Genomic DNA, 19,672 nt, shown 5'->3' on the forward strand with positions numbered 1-19,672 from the left:
CGGGCATCTACCCGGTCTCTCCGTCGCGGGCCGAAAGGGTTCACGCCCGTGGCCACCTCGGGTAGCGCGGGCAGGGCATGAAAGAGTGCGAATCGAGGACGAGTGTGGGGAGGCAGCGTGGCTGAGGAGTTCGACGTCATCGTGATCGGGGCCGGTCCGGCGGGCGAGAACGTCGTCGAGCGGGCGGTCCGCGGCGGGTTGAGCGCCGCGATCGTCGAGGAGCGGCTGGCCGGCGGCGAGTGCTCCTACTGGGCGTGCATCCCGAGCAAGGCGCTGCTGCGCCCGGTCGACCTGGCCGGCGAGGTGTCCCGGGTGCCCGGGCTCTCGCTGGGGCCGATCGACGTGGCCGCGGTGCTCGCCCGGCGCGACGAGGCGGTCTCACGCTACGACGACTCCGGGCAGGTGAGCTGGGTCGAGGGCGTGCCGGCGCAGTTCGTCCGCGGCAGGGGGCGGCTCGACGGCGAGCGGCGGGTGGTCGTCACGACCCCCGACGGCGGCGAGCGGGTGCTCACGGCCCGGCAGGCGGTCGTGCTGGCCACCGGCAGCACGGCGGCGGTCCCGCCGGTGCCGGGCATGGCCGAGGCGAAGCCGTGGACCAGCCACGAGGTCACCGCCGCGACCAAGGTGCCCGAACGCCTGGTGGTGATCGGCGGCGGCGTGGTCGCCTGCGAGATGGCGCAGGCCATGCACGGGCTGGGCGCGCGGCAGACGACCGTGCTGGTGCGCGGCGGCGGGCTGCTCGGCCGGATCGAGCCGTTCGCGGGCGAGCTGGTGGCCCGGTCGTTCGGCGAGGCGGGCATCGACGTGCGCCTGCACACCGACGTGGTCAGGGTCGAGCGGCCCGAGCCGGGCGGCAAGGTGACCGTGCACCTGTCGGAGGGGCCGCCGCTGGAGGCCGACGAGCTGCTGGTGGCCACCGGCCGCAAGGTCGCCACCCGCGGGATCGGGCTGGACACGGTCGGCCTGCCCGACGACGCGCCCGTCGAGGTCGACGACAGCATGCGGGCCACCGGCGTGCCGGGCGGCTGGCTCTACGCCGTCGGCGACGTCAACGGCCGCGCGCTGCTCACCCACATGGGCAAGTACCAGGCCAGGATCTGTGGCGACGTGATCGCGGCGCGGGCGCACGGCGACGACCTGCCCGCCATGCGCGACGTCGCCGACGGCTTCGGCGCGCCGCAGGTGGTCTTCACCGATCCGCAGGTCTGCGCGGTCGGCCGTACGGAGGCCGAGGCCAGGAAGGCCGGCTTCCGGGTGCGCGCGGTCGAGTACGACCTCGGCTCGGTCTCGGGCGCGTACCTGCTGGGCGACGGCTACCGGGGCCGTGCCAAGGCGGTGGTGGACGAGGACAGGAAGGTGCTGCTCGGCGTCACCTTCGCCGGTCCCGGCGTCGGCGAGCTGCTGCACGCCGCCACGATCGCGGTCACCGGCGAGGTGCCGCTCGACCGGCTCTGGCACGCCGTGCCGTCGTTCCCGACCGTGAGCGAGATCTGGCTGCGGCTGCTGGAGACCTACGGGTTGTAGGCGACGTCCGACGTCCCCCCGGACCATGTCGGGGGGACGGGCGGCCGGACGGCGCCCACCGTCAGCTCCGCCACGGTCTCCTCGACGCTGCCGCGCAGCTCGACGTGGGAGAGCAGGTCCGTCAGCCGCAGCACCGACAGCAGGTGGTCGGACGGGCTGACCACGATGATCCGGCCGCCCGGCTCCGCCTCCATCCGCTGGATCGCCGTGGCCAGCACGCCGATGGCGGAGGAGTCGTAGAAGACCAGGTCGCCCAGGTCGAAGACGAGGACGGGTCCGGGCGACCAGTCCCACACCGCGTTGATGTGGGCGCTGAAGCTGACCCGTCCCGCGTGGTCGAGCTCGCCCGTGGCGCGCATGACCGTGCACTGCTGATGCCGGGTCGTCTCGATGCTCAAACCGTTCCCGCCCACCCATGACAACTGCCCTCAGAGTGGCGTTATCACCGCTGATCACCAGTTTTCCCGCCAGAACGGCGGGCTGTCACCGGCTGTCGCAGGTCACGCGGGTCGAGGGAGCCGGAGCTCCCGCTAGTCCGAGGTGCCCGACTCCAGCGTCGGCAGGACGCCCGGCACCCGCTCGATCACCACGAGGAACGGCGAGACCGTCGGGCTCGGCAGGACGAGCTCGGTGACGTTCCCGTGGACGGTCTGCCCGAAGGGCCCGGCCACGCCGTCCCTGAGGCTGTAGACGCGCTCCACCGTGGGGGCCGCCGTGCCGAGGAGCTTCCTGGTGGCGTGCCGCAGCCAGCGCAGCTCGCTGTTGACCCGCCGCCAGGTCGCCGGGATCATGCTGGCCGCCTCCGCCTTCGTGCCCAGCCGGAGCGTGATCCGCCCGCTGGCCCCGAACGTGTCGCGCAGCACCGGGTTGACCACGAACATGCCCGACCGCAGGACGCGCACGCCCTGCCGGTTGACGTTGGCCAGGCCGCCGCCGCTGATCAGCGAGGACAGCTCGCAGCGGGAGCCGTCGAGCGTGTCGGGGTCGTAGTCGACCTCGGGCGGCTCCTCGAACACGATCTTGTTCAGCCGCAGCCCGGCCACCCCGTCTTCCTGGACCCGGCCGGACAGGAACGTGCGCACCTCGTCGCAGACGCCGTCGCCCTCCATGATGTCCAGGGCCTCGACGCAGATCAGCCCGTCGTCCGGGATCTCCTCGGGGGTCAGGTCGAAGGCCACGCGGGCGTGCGGGTTGCGGCCGCGCAGCAGCACGCACTGGCGCAGGCGTCCCTGGGAACGGATCTGGACGCACCGGGGCGTCGTGAAGTCGGGGCCCGTCCTGCCGGTGTGCCAGCCGCTGACCGACCGCTCGTCCATGGACAGCGACATCTGCACCCGCAGCGGCCGTCCCTGCGCGGACACCTTGAAGCCGACCAGCCCGGACGTCTCGAACCTGCCCACGATCTGGCTGCCCCGGTGCAGCCGGTCGATCACCTGCAGCGCGGGGAACCGCCCGCTGGTCACGTGCACGGGCGGGATCGCGGGCAGGATCACCGGGTCGAGCTCTGTGATGGGTCCTGTTCCGGTCATCGGGCGCTCCTCGCGGGGGTCAGTGTGGTCTTGGCCAGGTCCTGGAAGTCGAATCGGGTGAGCACGGGGTCGCGGCGCTCCCACATGCGGCGCACCGCCTCGAAGAGCGGGTCGCCGTCGGGCTCGGCGTGCCGCAGGGCGACCGCCAGGGCCCGCGGGTAGTCGGGGCCGAGCTCCCAGCGCGGCAGGACCTGGGTCGGCACGTCGGCGCCGCAGCGGCGCAGCCACAACCACAGGCGGGCGCGCTCGCGCTGCTCCGGGCCGAGGACCGTCTCCGCCTTGCCGTGCACGGCGACGGCCTCGCCGAGCCGGTCGCGCAGCTCCTCCGGCGTGCGCGCGAGGTGGGTGGCCCCGCAGGCGGCGCCCTCCGACCAGCCGGCCTGGATGACGGGGACGCCGAAGGCGGGCAGGTCGCTGCCGCCGAACGTGACGGCGACGTCGGTCATGCTCCACAGGATGTTCGGCGACAGCAGGCCGGAGCGCAGGCGGTCGAGGAACAGCCAGTTGGCCGAATCCTCGCCGGCCGCGTACCGCTCGGCCTCCTCGAACAGCTCGGTGTCGCGGCCCGGCATGTGGCCGAACACCGTGACGGTGGGCCGGCCGGGGTCCAGGCGCAGCCGGGAGCAGCCGTAGAGGCGGAGCTGGCGGCGTTCGGTGTCGGTGCGGACCTGGTAGCCCTCCTTGGCCCGCCAGGCCGTACGCTCGGCGCTCGGCCGGATCGTCTCCCTGTTGGGCCAGATCTGGCGCTCGAAGAACTCCGCGACCCGGCCGGGCAGCTCCTCGCCGAAGGAGACGGGCGTCTCACCCGGGAAGAGCGCGTACGCCTGCAGCGACCCGGTGCCGTGCACGTGCACGACCGGGATGTCGGTGCGCACGCCGGGATCGATCCGGCTGGTGACCAGCGCGTCGGGCGGCCCGAGATCGGCGGCGGCCCCGAATGCCTCGGCCAGCGGCCGCCACCGCGGGTCGGTGAGCACGACCAGCCGGGCCGACAGCAGCCCGCACACGGCCTTGGCGACCATGACGGTGCGCACGACCACCCGGACGTCCTCGTCGAACGCCTCGGCCACCACGCAACCCGTATCGCCCGCGCTGTCCCCCCAGTACGCCCTGGCGGCCGAGACCAGTTGATCGACCTGCTCCTCGTCGTCCACGACACGACGCATGAAACCCTCCACCAAGGCCAGGAAGAATCGCCCCGGTGAACGTTGCCAGACCCTCGCGCGCGCACCCGCGCGGCAACACGCTTCTTTGCCCGGCGCTGCCCGAATCTCAGACGGCCTCGACCTGGTCGATGACGAAACGGCTGTTGGGGACGGCCGGAGCGCGCCACGACGGCATGCGCAGGTCCTGGGCCGGCACGCCGTAGGTCATCCAGCGGGTCAGCGCGGTCACCGCCAGCTTCATCAGGTCCACGGTGATCCACTCGCCGGGGCACCGATGCCCTTCGTAGTGGTCGCCGCCGCCCTGGGGGACGAAGTCGTACTCGCCGCCGTCCCATTCGGCGAACCGTTCCGGGCGGAACTCGCCTGGGCGGTCCCACAGGCGCGGGTCGTGGTCGATGCCGTACAGGTCGAGCAGTGCCCGCCGGCCCTGCGGGAAGTGCTCGCCGTGCCAGGTGAAGGGCTTGGCCACCTTGGCGGCGACGAACGGGAAGAACGGATAGAACCGGCGTACCTCCTGGACGAAGTGCTCGACGAACTGCTCGTCGCCCTCGCGGACGCGCTCGTAGTACTCCGGGTGGGCGTGCAGGGCCATGGCCGCGAACGTCACGAACCTGGCCACCGCCACCGTGGGCCGCAGCACGTTGTGCAGCTCGACGGCCGCGGTCCTGGCCGGGAGCAGGGCGCCGTCGGGGTCGCGGTAGCCCGCGATCAGGCCGGTCACCGTGCCGGCGAAGCGGCCGGGGTCGTCGCGGGCGAAGCGGATCAGGCCGGACAGCCACAGGTCGCCCTTGATCCGGGCGTACCGGCCGCGCAGGTAGCGGGGGCCGAGCCCGCCCGCGCCCTCGATGGCCGCCTGGAGGGTGGCGGTGACCTCGGGCACCCGCGCGGGCGGCAGCGGCACGCCCGTCCAGTCGCAGACCGCCTGGCACAGCAGCCTGCTGACCTCCTCGTACAGGACGACCCGCGGCATGCCCTGCCAGGCGCGGATGCGCTCGCGCCAGCGCCGGCCGGCCAGCTCCGCCAGCCGGTCGCGGCCCTCCCGGCCCATCAGCGACATGAACATGGCCTTGCGCGCCCGGTGGGTCTCGCCGTCGAGGGCCTGCACGCCGTTCCTGCCGAACAGCGTCGCCTGGAGCCGCCGGGGCGCGGCGCCGTCCCGGACGAACAGCTCGGGGTCGTAGAAGACCTCGGCGGCCTGCGCGCCGGTCATGCAGATGGTCGGCTGGAGCAGCAGCCGCGTCTCGAAGACGTCGGAGCCGAGCCGCCGCGCCCGGTCGCCGATGAAGCGGTACGGGTCGAGCAGCAGCGTCAGGGTGTCGTCCAGGACCGGCCTCCGGCGGGGAGCGGTGACCGGCTCACGGACCCGCGCCTGCTCGCGTGGCAACACTCGGTGAGAAGTCATGACCACGCCCTATCCCCGCAGACCCCCAGGAAACGAATTCGACGGGAAACCCGGCGAACCAAATCCCGTGCTTCGGCGTCTCACCCGGGGTAGAGGCATCCACCGCCGGCGCGCGCTTCGTCTTTTTACAGAGAGCAGGTCATGGGCGGGTTTAGGATGCACCCAAAAGCCGAGATGGGGAGGTTTTTCCGCATGGGTTCCCGAATGTCGAGCATCGTGCGCCTGACCGGGGCTGCGATGGCCGCGGGAGTGGTGGCCGCGGCCATCGCACTACCGGCGGTCGGCGGCACCGGAGCGATGTTCGTCTCGGCGTCCGAGGAACTGAACATCAAACCCGAAGACCTCAAAGAACCGCCGCTCGCCGAGAAGACGACGGTCCTCGACGCCAAGGGCAACCAGATCGCCCAGTTCTACGAGGAGTACCGCGAGAACGTCTCGCTCGACCAGGTGGCCGACATCATGAAGACGGCCATCATCTCCATCGAGGACTTCCGCTTCTACCAGCACGGCGCGATCGACATCGAAGGCACCGCGCGAGCCCTGGCCAAGAACCTCACTTCGGGCGGCATCGCCCAGGGCGGCTCCTCCATCACCCAGCAGTACGTCAAGCAGGTGCTGCTCAACTCGGCCGTCACCAAGAAGGAGAAGAACGCCGCCCTTGAGGCCAGCTACGCGCGCAAGCTCAAGGAACTGCGGTACGCGATGGCGGTCGAGGAGAAGTACAGCAAGGACGAGATTCTCGGCAAGTACCTCAACATCGCCTACTTCGGCGCCGGCGCGTACGGGATCGAGGCGGCGGCCAAGCGCTTCTTCGGGGTGTCGGCCGCCGAGCTGACGCTGCCCCAGGCGGCCGCGCTGGCCGGCGCCGTCCAGGACCCGAACAGCACCGACCCCAACCTGGGCAAGCAGGCCCAGGCGCGGCTGCTCCAACGGCGCAACGTGGTGCTCGACAGGATGCTCGAACTCAAGAAGATCACGCCTGAGCAGCACGACGAGGCCAAGTCCAAGAAGCTCGGCTACAAGGGCACCCCGCTGCCCGGCGGCTGCGGCGCCAGCCCGTACCCGTACTTCTGCATGTACGTGCGCAACGAGATCCTCAGCAACCCGGCCTTCGGCAAGACCAGCAAGGCCCGCACCCAGTTCCTCAACCGGGGCGGCCTGACGATCAAGACCACGATCGACCCGAAGATGCAGAAGGCCGCCGAGGAGGCCATCAAGAAGCACGTCTTCGCCTCCGACAACCCGGTCGCCTCCGAGGCCCTGGTCAAGCCGGGCACGGGCGAGATCAAGGCCATGGCCGCCAGCCGCAAGTACGGCAACTCCAGGCGCAAGCACGAGATGTCGTACAACGTGGTGGCCGACGCGGTGCACGGCGGCGGCGTCGGCTTCCAGGCCGGCTCGACGTTCAAGACGTTCACCCTGCTCACCGCGCTCAAGCAGGGCATGAAGATCAACGACGGCTTCAACGTGGGCAGCGGCTACACCGCCCCCAACTACTGGGCGTTCAAGAACTGCAAGGGCCAGAACGTCGGCGACCCGAGCCACACCGTCACCAACGACGAGGGCGGCGGCGGCTTCAAGTCGCTGGCCACCGGCACCTGGGGCTCGGTGAACACGTTCTTCATGACGCTGGAGCAGAAGGTCGGCCTCTGCAAGGTGGTCGAGACCGCCAAGTCGCTCGGCATCAAGCGCTCCGACGGCGGCAAGCTCCAGGAGTTCGAGACGTTCACGCTCGGCATCAACGAGATGGACCCGGTGACCGTGGCCACGGCCTACGCGGCGATCGGCGCGCGCGGCAAGTACTGCCCGCCGACGGCCATCACCCAGATCACCGACCGCAACGGCAAGGTGACCGAGTACAAGCCCAAGTGCACGCAGGCGTTCGACCCCGAGGTCGCCGACGCGGCGGCGAACATCCTGTCCGGCGTCTTCACCAAGGGCACGATGCGAGGGGTCGGCGGCATCGGCCGGCCGGCGGCGGGCAAGACCGGCACCACCGACGACCAGGCCACCGCCTGGTTCGCCGGGTTCACCCCCGACCTGGCCGGCGCGGTCAGCATCGGCGACCCGCGCGGCTCGACGACCCACAAGCTGAACGGCATCACCATCGGCGGCCGGTACTACCCCTCGGTCTTCGGCGCCTCCATCCCCGGCCCGATCTGGAACGCCACCATGAAGGCCGCGCTCAAGGGCACCCCGGCGACGGCCTTCACCCCGGTCGACTCCTCCCGCTTCGGCGGCTGCGGCCAGGGTTGCGCCCCCCGCAGGCAGGAGCCCGACGACAACAGGGACCAGGGCCTCACCGACGTCAACCCCGACGGCGACTTCGGCCCCGGCCAGGGTTACCAGAACGGCGACGGCAACGGTCACGGCCGTGGCCGCGGCAGGCGCTAGAGACGGACGTCCAGGGGTATCCGGCGCGTCCCGGATACCCCTAACGGATGGTCAATATGGCGTGATCGACCTGCGGCGGGAAAACCTCCGGCGGTGACCACCGCCCCCACCTGAGCAGATTCGGCGGGCGTCCGCACACCCGGACGCACCCCCTGCGAAGGCCCTATTAACAGCGGCGAAACATTGGTAACGTGGGAGCGCTCCCAGGATCTTTCCGCGAGGTGCTCCATGACCGAGCAGCCCACACTGGCACAGGTGGCGGCCGCTGCAGGGGTTTCCCCCGCGACCGCATCTCGAGTCCTCACGGGCTCGGTGCGGGTCAGTACCTCGACCCGCCGGCAAGTCTACGACGCCGTCTCCCGCATGGGCTACGTCCGACAACGCGCGCCCAGGGGCAGCGCCGCCAAGACGCTGACCGACGGCGTCACGGCGGTGATCTGCGACCATCTCCCCCGCCTGTTCTCCGAGCCCTACTACGCCAGGCTCCTGTCCGCCGCCGGAGCGGTGATCGCCGAGCACGGCACCCACCTGATGGTGACGACCGTGACGCCCACCTCCTCCACGCTGCCCGCGCTGTCGGGCGCCGTCCTCATCGTCGGCGCGCGCGAACGCCATCCGCTGGCCATCAAGCTGTCCACGGCCGGCATCCCGGTCCGCAACATCGGCCGGCCACCCCACGACCTCAAGCTGCCCTACGCCGACGTGGACAACCTCGACGGCGGCCGGCAGGCGGCCGAGCACCTGCTGTTACAGGGCCGCAGGAACGTGGCGGCCATCGGCGGCCCGCCCTCCCTGCCCGCCGCCCGCGACCGGCTCGAAGGGCTCGTCCGCACCCTGCAGTCGGCCGGCGCCCCCGACGTGCCCGTGGCCTACGGCGACTTCACCGCGGCCTCGGGCACGCACGCCATGCAGTGGCTGTTACGCCACGCGCCCGGCCTCGACGCCGTCTTCGTCGCCTCCGACCTGATGGCGGCCGGCGCGATCCAGGCACTGCGCCGGGCCGGCCGCAAGGTGCCCGCGGACGTCGCCGTGATCGGCTTCGACGACGCCCCCGTGGCCCGGCACACCGTCCCGGCGCTGACCACCATCCGCCAGCCCGTCGAGGAGCTCGCCACGGTCGCCACCCGCCTGCTCCTGACCGGGGCGACGGGGATCGACCCCGTCCTCCCCACGGAACTGGTCATCCGTGAGTCAGCTTGAGCCGGGGGACGTGCTGGCCCGGCGGTACCTGCTGCTGGACCCGCTGGCCCACGGCGGCATGTCGGTAATCTGGCGTGCCTTCGACCAGTCGTTGCAGCGGCTGGTCGCGGTCAAGGTGCTGACCGCCTCGCTGCACACCGACCACGGCGAACGCGTCCGGGTGCGCAGCGAGGCCCGCGCCGCGGCCCGGTTCATCCACCGGGACTCGATCGAGATCTACGACTACGGCGAGACCGTCACCGCGAAGGGCGGCGTGGCCGCGTACGTGGTGATGCCCCTGCTCGACGGCACCCCGCTGGCCGAGCGCATCGCCGAGGGGCCGCTGCCGTGGACCGAGGCGGCGGCCATCGCCCTGCGGCTGGCCCGCGTGCTGATGGCCGGGCACGCCCGCGGCCTGGTCCACCGGGACGTCACCGCCGAGAACGTGCTGCTCACCGCCGACGGCCCCAAGTTGCTCGACTTCGGCATCGCGGCCTGGGCCGGCGACCCCGACGACGACCGCGGCACCCCGCCCTACGTCGCCCCCGAACGCCTCCTCGGCGCCCCCACCCACCCGGCCGTGGACGTGTACGCCCTGGGCGTGCTGCTGTTCGCCATGCTCACCGGGCGCACCCCGTACCCGGAGACGACGTGGGAGGAGATCGAGGCGGCGCGCCGGACCGATCCCCCGCCCCGGGTGACCGGCGTGCCGCACGGCGTCGCCTCGCTCTGCCAGAGCTGCCTGGCGCACCTGCCCGAGGAGCGGCCCACGGCCGAGGAGATCGTCGCCGCGCTGACCTCGGCGCTCGGCACGGCCGGGATCGCCCGGCAGGTGCGGCGCGGGCTGACGGTGGCCGGGTCGGCGCTGCTGGCGCTCACCGTGCTGCTGTGGTTCCAGCGGTCCGAGCCGGAGCCGGTGCTGTCGCCGCAGGTCACGCCATCCGTCGCGCCGTCAGTCACGCCGCCCGTCACGCCCTCCGCCGCGGCGTCGGCCTCCCGGGCGTCGCGGAGCTCACCGGCCGGGCCGGTCACCGTCGAGCAGGCCGTGGACGGCTTCCACGACTCGCTCGAAGACGGCGAACCGTGCGACGCGACCGACGCGGACGTGGTGCTCGACCTCAAGCAGGTGCTCGACTCGCTGGTCCGCGGCCCCGCGGTCACCGGCACGGCCGAGGTGCGGCGCAAGGTCGCCGACCGGGCCAGGGAGGGCCGCCTGGCCCCCGCCTGCCGGGCGGAGCTGGAGGCCAGGCTCAAGGTGATCGACCGGGCCATGGAACCCGGCTGAGGAGCACGCCGGGATCGGCGCCCCTCGCGCCCGCCGGGCCAGGCGCTGACCAAGATCGGCTGAAAGTTTCACACCGCGTTGTCGGGACGGCGCCGCCCATGGTTCAATGCGCTGGCCGGGCGGGCTGATCGTGGGCGTTCCTGTGTTCCCCTGCACGAAGGAATCCCCATGAAACACTTTCGAACTGCGGCGCTCACCGCCGCCCTGGTCCTGCTGGCCACCGTCCTGATCGCGCCGCCGCAGGCGCAGGCCCACGGCGTGTCCATGTTCCCCGGCGCCAGAACCTTCCTGTGCTGGCAGGACGGCCTGCGCGAGAACGGCCAGATCCAGTCCTACAACCCGGCCTGCGCGGCGGCCGTCGCCCAGAGCGGCGCGACCCCGCTCTACAACTGGTTCGCCGTGCTGCGTTCCGACGGCGCCGGGCGTACCAGCGGCTTCATCCCCGACGGCCAGCTCTGCAGCGGCGGCACCGGCGGCCCCTACGACTTCACCGCCTACAACGCCGTCCGCTCCGACTGGCCGCTGACCCACCTGACGTCGGGCGCGAGCATCCAGATGCGGCACAGCAACTGGGCCCAGCACCCCGGCACCTTCGTCTACTACGTCACCAAGAACGGCTGGAACCCCGACGGCCCGCTCAAGTGGTCGGACCTGGAGTCGTTCGGCAGCGTCACGAACCCGCCCGCCAGCGGCGGCCCCGGCGGGCTCAACTACTACTACTGGAACGCCCAGCTCCCCTCCGGCAAGACCGGGCGGCACATCATCTACACCCACTGGATCCGCTCCGACAGCAACGAGAACTTCTACAGCTGCTCCGACGTCGTCTTCGACGGCGGCAACGGCCAGGTCACCGGCGTCGGCCCCGGCGGCGGCACGCCTTCGGGCACGCCCACGTCCACCCCGACGGTCACCCCGACGGTGACCCCGCCCCCCGGCGGCTGCACCGCCACCTGGAAGGCCACCGACACCGGCTGGGCCGGTCACTTCCAGGGCGAGGTGACGGTGAAGAACACCGGCACGACGTCACTGAACGGCTGGACGGTCAAGTGGGCCTACTCCGGCGGCCAGGGCTTCGAAGGAGCGCCCTGGAACGGCGTGCTGTCCGCCCAGCCGCCGAACGTCTCCGTCAAGAACGCCTCCTACAACGGTCAGCTCGCGCCGAACGCGTCCACCACGTTCGGCTTCAACGCCACCGGCTCGATCCCGAGCCCCGCACCCGCGCTGACCTGCACGAGCCCGTGACCGGACCACGTCGCGGGAAGATCGCGGCAGGCGTCGCCCTGGCCGGCCTGGCGCTGGCCGGGGCGACGCTGTTCGCCGCCCACCAGGAGTCGGCGCGGCTCGACCAGGAGCTCGCCGCCCAGGTGACGCTGATCCTCGAACGGGCCAGGCCCGAGGAGCACCACGACCACGGACACGGGTTCGAGGCTCGGGTGGTGTGCGCGGTGGAGCCGTTCGGCACGGACCCGCCGGACGCCGCCGGCCTGGCCGAGGTGCGCTGGGTCTACGCGCGGCACCTGTGCGCGATCGTCGGCGAGAGCCGCGACTGGGCGATGTCCGTCCGGGCCTCGGGGCCCATCGCCGTCCGGCTGGGCGTGCCGCCGCAGGTCAAGGTGCCTGCCGCCGGGCCCGGATATCCGGAGCGGGTCCGGGCGCTGATCCCCGCGCGCTACCACGACGAGGCGTTCGCCGACTTCTCGGACGAGGCCGCCATCGACGCGGCCCGCGAACGCTTCTCCCACGCCCAGGACCCCCGCTGACCGCCGGGCAAGGCCGAGCCGGTGGGTGGTGCAAACGGACGCGGCCGGCTGGGGGTTCGCCGGCCGCGTCCGTCCCATCCGGGCGGGATGGTGTCGCGGGCAGGATCAGTTGATCGGCCTCACCTCCTCCTTCTCCAACCGGCCTCTCCAGCCGGCTTCTCTAGCCGGCGCAGGTGTAGCCGGACGGGACGGACGCGTCGCCGTCCGGACGACCCGCCTGGATCCCGAAACCGGTGGCGGCGCCGGGCGCGAGCGTGCCGTTGTAGCTCAGGTTCCGCGCGGTCACGGTCCGCCCGCTGACCGTCACCGCGGCGTTCCAGAAGCCGGTCACGGTGTGGCCCGCGGGCAGCGTGAACGTCACCGTCCAGCCGTTCCTGGCGGTCGTGCCGGTGTTGGTCACCGTGACGGGCTGCAGGACGTACCCGTTGCCCCACCGGCTCTGGACGGTCCCCACGGCCGTGCAGCCGCCGTCGCCGCCCCCGGCCAGGGTGGTGAAGGAGGCCGTGGGCGAGGCGGCCGACTGGTTGCCCGCCGCGTCCCTGGCCTTGACGTGCACCTGGTAGGCGGTCGAGGGCGACAGGCCGGTCAGGGTGATCGAGGTGGTGGCCGTCGTCCCGAGCGGGACGCCGGCCGAGGTGTAGACGTCGTAGCCGGTCACGCCCACGTCGTCGGTGGCGGCCGGCCAGGTCAGGGTGGCGCCGGACGAGGTGACGTTCGAGACCGCCGGGGCGCCGGGGGCGCTCGGCGGGGTCGGGTCGGTGGCGCCGCCGCCGTAGACGGACGCCTGCCTGGCCGTGGCGGCGATGCCGTTGGGACCGTTGAACAGCCGCTGCCCCCACGAGGTGAGCCGGGTGACGTCGAAGCCGGTGACCTGGTCGAGGTACTCGACACCGCCGCCGTTGCCGCTCCACGACCAGCCCAGGTAGCCGAGGCCGCGGCTCACGGCCTGGGACATGATCGTGTCCTCGTCGGGGTCGCCGTCGGAGTGGTTGAACCCGAACTCGCCGATGACCAGCGGCAGCCCGGCCGTCCGGAACGCCTCCAGGTACGACGTGATCTCGGCGGCGGTGTCGTAGACGCCGTACATGTGCACCGAGAAGATCGTGTTCTTGTCGGGGTCGGCGGCGAAGACGGACGCGGCGTTGTCCCGCATGACGTTCTGCCAGTCCTGGCCCCAGGCGGGGGCGTCCACCATCAGCGCGTGGTGGATGCCGTTGGCGCGCAGCTTGGCGATCGCGGCCTTGGTGGCCTCGGCCCAGCCGGGCGTGGTGGCGTTGTTGCCGATCGGCTCGTTGCCGATGTTGACGACGACGTGGTCCTCCTGTCCGACCAGGGCGCTCTTGACGCTGATCCAGTAGTCGGCGGCCTGGTCGAGCGTGTACGCGCCGCTCTGCTCGCCGTACCCGGTGGTGTCGTGGTCCTCCAGCACGCAGATGAGCTTGTTCTGCTTGCACAGGGAGACCACGCCGGCCACGTCGGAGGCGGAGTTGGCGCTCCACCGGCCGCCGCTGAGCACGACGCGCACGGTGTTGGCCTTCAGCGACTTGATGTCGGCGAACGCCTTGGTCTGGGCCGGGTACCAGGTGTGGGCGTGGCTGGTGCCGCGCATCACGAACTCCTGGCCGTCGCCTTCCAGGATCTTCGTGCCGCTCACGTGGATGCCGGTGGCGGCCTGCGCCGCCGTGCCCGGCACGATCAAGGAGGCGGCCACGAGCGCGGCGGCGAGCGCCGGCGCGGTGAACAGTGATCGCATGTGCTGCCTTTCCCTGAGCCGGTGGATCCGCCCTCGCCCCTGCTCGGCAGCCGGGGCGAGGGCGGGGTCGGCAGGCTCAGGCGGGGGTGCAGGTGAGGTCGGGGGTGGACGGGGTGCCGTTGGCGATGAAGCCGAACGTGGTCGTGGCGCCGGCGGCGAGCCCGCCGTTCCACGCCTCGTTCCTGACGGACACGGACGAGCCGGTCTGGGTGAGCCTTCCGCCCCAGAGCTGGGTGATCTGGTTCGCGGACGTCCAGGCGGCCGTCCAGCCCGTGATGGCCGCGGAGCCGGCGTTCTTGACGGTCACCTCGGCCTGGTACGCGCCACCCCAGGAGCTGGTGACCTTGAACGTGGCCGCGCAGCCGCCCTGAGGCGGGTCGGCGGTCGTGAACGACGTGCCGTCGGACGGCGTCGAGCTGTTGCCCGCCGCGTCCCTGGCCACCACCGAGACCGTGTACGCCGTGGCAGGGGTGAGCCCGCTCAGGTCGAAGGAGGTGCCGGTCGCCGTGCCCGCCTTGGTGGACCCCAGGTAGACGTCGTAACCGGTCACGCCCACGTTGTCCGTGGAGGCCGTCCAGCTCAGCTTCGCCGCCGTGCCCGTGATCGCGGAGACCGCGGGCCTGCCCGGCTTGCTGGGCGGTGTCGTGTCCTGCTCCTGCGGCCCCGGGGGCTCACCCCAGATCTTGGTGGCGCCGCTGTAGAGGGAGATGTTCTTCGTCTGCACCGGCGTCGCGCCCGGCGTGGCCGGGATGCCCTGGTACGACCAGTCGTCGGCCGGGTTCCAGGCGCCCGCGCTGGTGATCCTGAACTGCACCTCCCTGCGGTGCTGCGACTGCCCGGCCGGGGCGATGGCCTGCCCCGAGCAGTCGATGTCCACGTAGAGCACGCTCCCGCCGGCCGAGCCGAGCGTGGGGGCCTTGCACTGCGTGTAGGCCGACGACACGCTGATCTGCGAGGCGGTCGTCGAGCCGTCGAGGGTGAAGTAGTAGCGGAACGAGCCGTCCGACAGGACCCGGGCGGGCCAGGCCGACTGGTTGCGCACGATGGCCTTGATCTCGGTGAAGTTCGTGCCGGAGGCGTTCACGCCGGCCTCGACGAAGATCTCCGGGCCGTCCGGGGTCTCGGCGGGCGGGAAGTTCGCCGCGGGCGCTCCCCCGTACTCCTTGTAGAGCCGGGCCAGGGCGCTGGTGAAGCCGGCGTTGTAGTCGGTGGCGACCTCGTTCATGACGTAGTCGTCGCGTTTGTCGGCGTAGACGTCGTCGGGGTCGGGCGGGCCGCCGACCAGCGCGCCGTACAGCGTGTGGCGGCTGTTGACCGGGTTGGTGATCTGGTCGGTCCACGAGCCGTGCGCCGTGCGGTGGTGCGGGTTCTTCGGCGGGTTGGCCCCGAACCCGATCAGGTACGAGGAGTTGCGCGGGTTGTCGCCGAGCGCGTAGTTGATCTGCCGGACCGCGAAGTCGTGGTAGCGGGCCTTGCGCGCCGGGTCGCTGATCGAGTCGCTGTGCACGAGCGCGACGAACGAGGTGTTGGCCGCGTACCGCAGCGACCCCCACCGGTCCAGCACGGCCTGGCCGCCCGGCGAGTACCTGACCTTGGAGCCGTTGACGCCGACCGTCCACCAGTCGAGCCAGCGGTCGGCGTCGTCCAGGTACCTCTGCTTGCCGGTGAGCTTGTGCAGCAGCACGTACGCGCCGTACGACTTGTCGTCCCAGGCGATCGTCCACTTGTACGACTTCGTCGTGGTCTGCGGTTCGTTGCCCAGGTTGTCGTAACCGGCCTCGGCCTTGGCCAGGTAGGCGGCGTCGTTCGTGGCCCGGTAGAGCCAGATCGCCCCCCAGACCAGCTCGTCGTTGTAGCCGCTCCAGGAGTTGTAGTAGCCCTGGGCGTCGCTGATGCAGTCGCTGTACTTCTTCCTGACCGTGTCGGCGAAGGAGTACAGCTGCTTGGCGTGCGTCACCAGCTTGTCGGCATAGGCCGGATCGGTCGGACGGAAGACGATCGACGAGGCCGCCATCGCCGCCGCCGTCTCCCCCGCCAGGTCCGAGCCGCCGCAGGACGCGTCGATCTTGTAGGCGGGCCGGTTCATCTGCATGGCCTCGGCCGGGCCCCACCAGGCGTGGTCGGTGCCGCCGTTGCCGACCTGCCCGTACAGCACGTTGGCCGACGGGTGGGCCTTGACGAAGTAGTCGTTGACGAACCTCAGGTTGTTCAGCAGGTGGGTGAGCTGGCCGGAGCCCGCGTAGGCGTCGCGGTACTCCACGCCGCCCCAGGCCAGCATCGTGGCCGAGAAGGCCATCGGGAAGCCGAACTTGACGTGGTCGCCCGCGTCGTACCAGCCTCCGGTCAGGTCCAGCCCGGCGTCCTTGCCGTCGTTCAGGCCCGAGTCGCCGCGCCAGGAGACGCGGTTCCAGGCGGGCAGGTCGCCCGACTGCTGGGCCTCGTAGAACCACAGCGACTTCTGCAGCGCCTCACCGTAGGAGAAGGCGGGCGCGGCCGCGTGGGCCACCGGCCCCACCCCTGCGAGCAGGGGCAGGACCAGCGACGCCGCGGCGATCATCGCCGTCTTTCTCACGGGAAGAGCCGCCCGTACTCGGCCAGGGCCACGGCCACGTCCACCTGCGCCCAGAAGCGGTGGTAGTTGAACGTCGGCGCGGGCCCGGTGCCCGCGAGGTAGGCGTTCACCTCGGGCCAGTCGGGGTCGTTCTTGTAGAAGGACCTGATCGACATGAACGTCGAGCTGGAGTTGATCGTGTCGCCGTTCGGCATCTTGCCGGTCCAGCCCGGGGGCACGTAGACCGGGTCGTTCAGCCGCTTGTAGTCGGTCTTGGTCTCCGACACCGACACGCCCTTGGCGTCGCGGTTCTTCCACACGCCGTCCAGCAGCGCCTTGGCCATGGTCCTGGCCCCGGCGTGGTTCGCCTTGGCCGCGTAGTACATCAGGGCCTTGGCGTACGAGCCGGCCACGCCGACGTCGTTGGTGTAGTCGGCGACCGTCACGTGCAGGCCGGGGTTGGGCGGCGGCATGCCGTTCGGGTCGCTGAAGTCACCGGCGGGCTGGCCGGTCCACTTCAGCGTCGACGGCATCTGGTACGTGCCGTCCGCGTTGATCGTGGTGTTGGCCATCGCCCAGGTGACCCACTTGTCCAGCAGCGCCTTGGCGTCGGCGTTGCCCGAGGCGTAGTAGAGCTCGGCCACCCGCTCCATCGTCCACGCCTGGAACCCGAACCACTGGTTGGACGGCGGGTCGTGGTAGACGGGCTGCCAGTCGTAGGTCATGCCGTGGAACTTCGGCAGCCCGGTCGGCGGGGTGGCGTAGTGGCCCTCCCAGCTGTTGGTCGCGCCGCCCGCGATGGCGCCCTCGGCCGACTGCAGCCAGGTGTAGAACTGCAGCTGGCGGGTCAGACTGGTGCTCCAGTCGGCCGCGCCGGTGCCGCTCTTGGGCTTCAGCTCGGCCACGTTGGCCAGCGCCCAGGCCGCGAGCGGGTTCTGGTAGCCGGAGTGGTTGTGGCTGGAGCCGATGCGCCAGGCCCAGCCCGCGCTGGTGTCGCTCGCGCCGCCCCAGGCGTAGTACCAGGACAGCAGGTAGTTGGAGGCGTCCTTGCCGGTGCCCGCGGCACACGAGGTGCTGGTGCAGCCGGGCTTCTTGAAGTACTTGTCGTACATCGCGTACCGCAGGTAGTCGCCCATCTTGGCGGCCTTGGCGACCGACGCGGAGATCTGCGACTCCTTGCCCTGCTGCTTGGCCCACGTCTGCGCCCAGTACGCCGCCTGGACGGCCCGCGCGTCGGCGTCGGGCGCGTTGGTGTACTTCCACTGCTTGGCGTAGTTGCTGTCCTTGGTGAACAGGTCGAGGTAGCCGTTGGGGCCGCCGAACTTGAACGTGTCGCAGGACGGCTGCGGGATGGTCTCGAAGACCGACTCCTCCGGGCCGCGCTGGTAGGTGTTGATGTAGGTGTTCTTGCTCGTGCCGTCGCCGCAGCGGCCGAAGCCGTAGGTGTTGTCGACGTCGAGCAGCCAGTGCATGCCGTAGACGTCACTGGTGTTGTACGCGCTCTTCAGCTCGTTGGCCAGCGGGTCCGAGCCCACGGACACCCCGGAGTCGAGCTGCGTCGGGTACTGCTTGATGTCGTTCCACTCACCGGCGTACGTGGCCGGCTTGGCGGGGTTGTAGAAGGAGTTCGTCGGCTGGTCGGCGGTCGAGGGGATGATGTACTTCTCCATCGAGGCCCAGGCGTTGTTGAACTTCGCCCAGTCGCCGGTCACCTGCCCGTAGGTCGCCTCCAGCCACAGGTAGTAGCTGTAGGCCTCGGACGTGGTCTCGTGCCCGTGGTCGGGCGCCTCGACCATGAACGTCTCCACCGAGTGGTACGGCACGCCGTCGGGCGAGAAGTACCCGTTGGCCGGGTCGTGCAGTTCGTTGTACATCTCGACGAACCGCTTGACGTACTCGTTGTCGCCGCCGAGGTCGTCGTCCGCCTCGCTGGCGGTGACCTTGACCGGGGTGTAGCCGGTCGCGCTCACCGTGAACTCGGCGGTGCCGCTGGTGGTGTCGGCGTCGTCCGCCGCGGCCAGGGTGACGTTCTGGACGGTGTTCCAGTTGGCCGGGGTGAAGGTGAGCGAGCCGCCGGAGCCGACGGTCAGGTCGGCGTCGCCGCTGGTGCGAGCGGTGGTGACAGTCACGTTCGCGGCGGGCGCCTGCGAGAGCTTCACGCCGAAGCCCGCGGTGCCCTTCTCCGGCACGGAGATCGTGGCCGGGCTCACCACGAGGGCGGGCCCGGTGTTCTGCGAGACGGTGATCCCGACGGGGGCCGAGGTCGTGGTCGCGCCCCCGTTGTCGGTGGCCTTCGCGGTGATCGAGTAGCTGCCCGCGGCCACGTTCTGCCAGGTGTAGCCGTACGGCGCCGAGGTGTCGGTGCCGAGCAGCGTGGAGCCCTGGTAGAAGTCGACCTTGGAGACCGTGCCGTCGGCGTCGGCGGCGTTCGCGGCGATGGCCACGGTGGCCGGGGCGGTGAACGTCTGGCCGGCGGTGGGCGAGGTCAGCGCGACCGTGGGCGGGGTGTTGGCGCCGCCGCAGGTCACGCCGTTCACGGTGAACGAGGTCGGGCTCGGGTTGCTGCCCGTCCAGGTGCCGTTGAAGCCGAGCGTCGTCGAGGCGCCGGTGGCCAGGCTGCCGTTCCACGGCATGTTGGTCGCGGTGACGTGGGTGCCCGACTGCGTCCAGTTGGCGCTCCAACCGGTGGGCGTGTACTTCTGGCCCGCGGTCGGGAAGTCGAAGCCCAGCGTCCACGAGGTGATCGGGTCGCCGGTGTTCTTCAGGGTCAGGTTGGCGGTGAACCCGCCCTGGCCTGGGCCGCTCGTCCACTGGTTGGCGGTGTACGTCACGTCGCAGGCGACGGCGGCGTGCGCGGGCAGCGCCGCGAGGGTCGTGGTCGTGGCCGCCGCGAGCACGAGCGTCGCGGCTGCGGCGAGCCGCCTCGACAGGCGGGAAAGACGGGAAGGAGGTCTGTGTTTCAAGGGATCTCCATGGGAGTAGGGGGTGTGGGAGCGCTCCCAAGGGGGATTGTGGGTGACCGGCGGCGTATGTCAACGGATCGCCCGTCCGCCGGCCCCCGCGTTTCCTCTCACCAGGCTGCCGATGATGAAAGTTTCATCCACGTTACGGGGCATTCGGCGAGCATGC

General features: G+C 71.3%; 13 protein-coding genes. 6 read left to right on the plus strand and 7 right to left on the minus strand.

Annotated features, from left to right (window positions below; translation table 11 throughout):
• Positions 1 to 117 precede the first annotated feature (117 nt).
• Positions 118 to 1,524: a dihydrolipoyl dehydrogenase family protein gene (locus tag ACIBQ6_RS14340; protein WP_397212268.1), complete on the plus strand. Its 1,407-nt coding sequence runs from the start codon at positions 118 to 120 to the stop codon at positions 1,522 to 1,524.
• Here ACIBQ6_RS14340 and ACIBQ6_RS14345 read toward each other — a convergent pair.
• The 4 genes from ACIBQ6_RS14345 to ACIBQ6_RS14360 all read right to left on the minus strand — a co-directional run bounded on the left by ACIBQ6_RS14345 (position 1,512) and on the right by ACIBQ6_RS14360 (position 5,621).
• Entirely contained in the window at positions 1,512 to 1,922 is a 411-nt protein-coding gene (locus ACIBQ6_RS14345; protein WP_358291692.1) for an STAS domain-containing protein, read from the minus strand. The genes ACIBQ6_RS14340 and ACIBQ6_RS14345 overlap by 13 nt on opposite strands.
• 132 nt (positions 1,923 to 2,054) lie before the next feature.
• Entirely contained in the window at positions 2,055 to 3,053 is a 999-nt protein-coding gene (locus tag ACIBQ6_RS14350) for a hypothetical protein (protein ID WP_358291690.1), read from the minus strand.
• Positions 3,050 to 4,219, minus strand: a complete 1,170-nt coding sequence (locus tag ACIBQ6_RS14355; protein ID WP_397212270.1) for a hypothetical protein — start codon at positions 4,217 to 4,219, stop codon at positions 3,050 to 3,052. The genes ACIBQ6_RS14350 and ACIBQ6_RS14355 overlap by 4 nt, the downstream gene beginning before the upstream one ends.
• Positions 4,220 to 4,325: 106 nt before the next feature.
• Positions 4,326 to 5,621 carry a cytochrome P450 gene (locus ACIBQ6_RS14360; protein ID WP_397212272.1) on the minus strand — a complete coding sequence of 432 codons (1,296 nt, stop codon included), beginning with the start codon at positions 5,619 to 5,621 and terminating at the stop codon, positions 4,326 to 4,328.
• A gap of 204 nt (positions 5,622 to 5,825) precedes the next feature.
• On the opposite strand from ACIBQ6_RS14360, the gene ACIBQ6_RS14365 reads away from it, so the two are divergent.
• The 5 genes from ACIBQ6_RS14365 to ACIBQ6_RS14385 all read left to right on the plus strand — a co-directional run bounded on the left by ACIBQ6_RS14365 (position 5,826) and on the right by ACIBQ6_RS14385 (position 12,239).
• Entirely contained in the window at positions 5,826 to 8,015 is a 2,190-nt protein-coding gene (locus ACIBQ6_RS14365) for a transglycosylase domain-containing protein (RefSeq protein WP_397212274.1), read from the plus strand.
• Positions 8,016 to 8,243: 228 nt separating this feature from the next.
• The gene (locus ACIBQ6_RS14370; protein ID WP_352358712.1) at positions 8,244 to 9,215 is read left to right on the plus strand and encodes a LacI family DNA-binding transcriptional regulator; all 972 of its coding nucleotides are present in this window, start codon (positions 8,244 to 8,246) and stop codon (positions 9,213 to 9,215) included.
• Positions 9,202 to 10,479 (plus strand): serine/threonine-protein kinase, encoded by a 1,278-nt coding sequence (locus ACIBQ6_RS14375; RefSeq protein WP_397212276.1) that lies wholly within the window; start codon positions 9,202 to 9,204, stop codon positions 10,477 to 10,479. Before ACIBQ6_RS14370 ends, ACIBQ6_RS14375 begins: the two co-directional genes overlap by 14 nt.
• 168 nt (positions 10,480 to 10,647) lie before the next feature.
• On the plus strand, positions 10,648 to 11,721 hold the full coding sequence (locus ACIBQ6_RS14380) for a lytic polysaccharide monooxygenase (protein ID WP_397212278.1): 1,074 nt from the start codon (positions 10,648 to 10,650) through the stop codon (positions 11,719 to 11,721).
• Complete coding sequence (locus ACIBQ6_RS14385; RefSeq protein ID WP_397212280.1) at positions 11,718 to 12,239, plus strand: hypothetical protein; 522 nt, start codon at positions 11,718 to 11,720, stop codon at positions 12,237 to 12,239. The genes ACIBQ6_RS14380 and ACIBQ6_RS14385 overlap by 4 nt, the downstream gene beginning before the upstream one ends.
• 160 nt (positions 12,240 to 12,399) lie before the next feature.
• Here the strand turns inward: ACIBQ6_RS14385 and ACIBQ6_RS14390 are convergent, their stop codons facing one another.
• The 3 genes from ACIBQ6_RS14390 to ACIBQ6_RS14400 form a co-directional block, all read right to left on the minus strand.
• Positions 12,400 to 13,992, minus strand: coding sequence for a cellulase family glycosylhydrolase (locus tag ACIBQ6_RS14390; RefSeq protein ID WP_397212281.1), 1,593 nt, complete (start codon positions 13,990 to 13,992; stop codon positions 12,400 to 12,402).
• Between the two features lie 76 nt (positions 13,993 to 14,068).
• The gene (locus tag ACIBQ6_RS14395) at positions 14,069 to 16,549 is read right to left on the minus strand and encodes a glycoside hydrolase family 9 protein (protein WP_397212831.1); all 2,481 of its coding nucleotides are present in this window, start codon (positions 16,547 to 16,549) and stop codon (positions 14,069 to 14,071) included.
• Between the two features lie 11 nt (positions 16,550 to 16,560).
• Positions 16,561 to 19,506, minus strand: a complete 2,946-nt coding sequence (locus tag ACIBQ6_RS14400) for a glycoside hydrolase family 48 protein (RefSeq protein ID WP_397212283.1) — start codon at positions 19,504 to 19,506, stop codon at positions 16,561 to 16,563.
• Between the last annotated feature and the right edge of the window lie 166 nt (positions 19,507 to 19,672).

It is taken from the genome of Nonomuraea sp. NPDC049655 (genome assembly GCF_044465465.1).
Lineage (GTDB): Bacteria > Actinomycetota > Actinomycetes > Streptosporangiales > Streptosporangiaceae > Nonomuraea.

What these genes read in the sequence shown, in the direction of transcription:
- ACIBQ6_RS14350 (WP_358291690.1), bottom strand. Translation starts at nt 3,053, where the DNA reads ATGACCGGAACAGGACCCATCACAGAGCTCGACCCGGTGATCCTGCCC.
- ACIBQ6_RS14390 (WP_397212281.1), bottom strand. Translation starts at nt 13,992, where the DNA reads ATGCGATCACTGTTCACCGCGCCGGCGCTCGCCGCCGCGCTCGTGGCC.
- ACIBQ6_RS14380 (WP_397212278.1), top strand. Translation starts at nt 10,648, where the DNA reads ATGAAACACTTTCGAACTGCGGCGCTCACCGCCGCCCTGGTCCTGCTG.
- ACIBQ6_RS14395 (WP_397212831.1), bottom strand. Translation starts at nt 16,549, where the DNA reads ATGATCGCCGCGGCGTCGCTGGTCCTGCCCCTGCTCGCAGGGGTGGGG.
- ACIBQ6_RS14355 (WP_397212270.1), bottom strand. Translation starts at nt 4,219, where the DNA reads ATGCGTCGTGTCGTGGACGACGAGGAGCAGGTCGATCAACTGGTCTCG.
- ACIBQ6_RS14365 (WP_397212274.1), top strand. Translation starts at nt 5,826, where the DNA reads ATGTCGAGCATCGTGCGCCTGACCGGGGCTGCGATGGCCGCGGGAGTG.
- ACIBQ6_RS14360 (WP_397212272.1), bottom strand. Translation starts at nt 5,621, where the DNA reads ATGACTTCTCACCGAGTGTTGCCACGCGAGCAGGCGCGGGTCCGTGAG.
- ACIBQ6_RS14370 (WP_352358712.1), top strand. Translation starts at nt 8,244, where the DNA reads ATGACCGAGCAGCCCACACTGGCACAGGTGGCGGCCGCTGCAGGGGTT.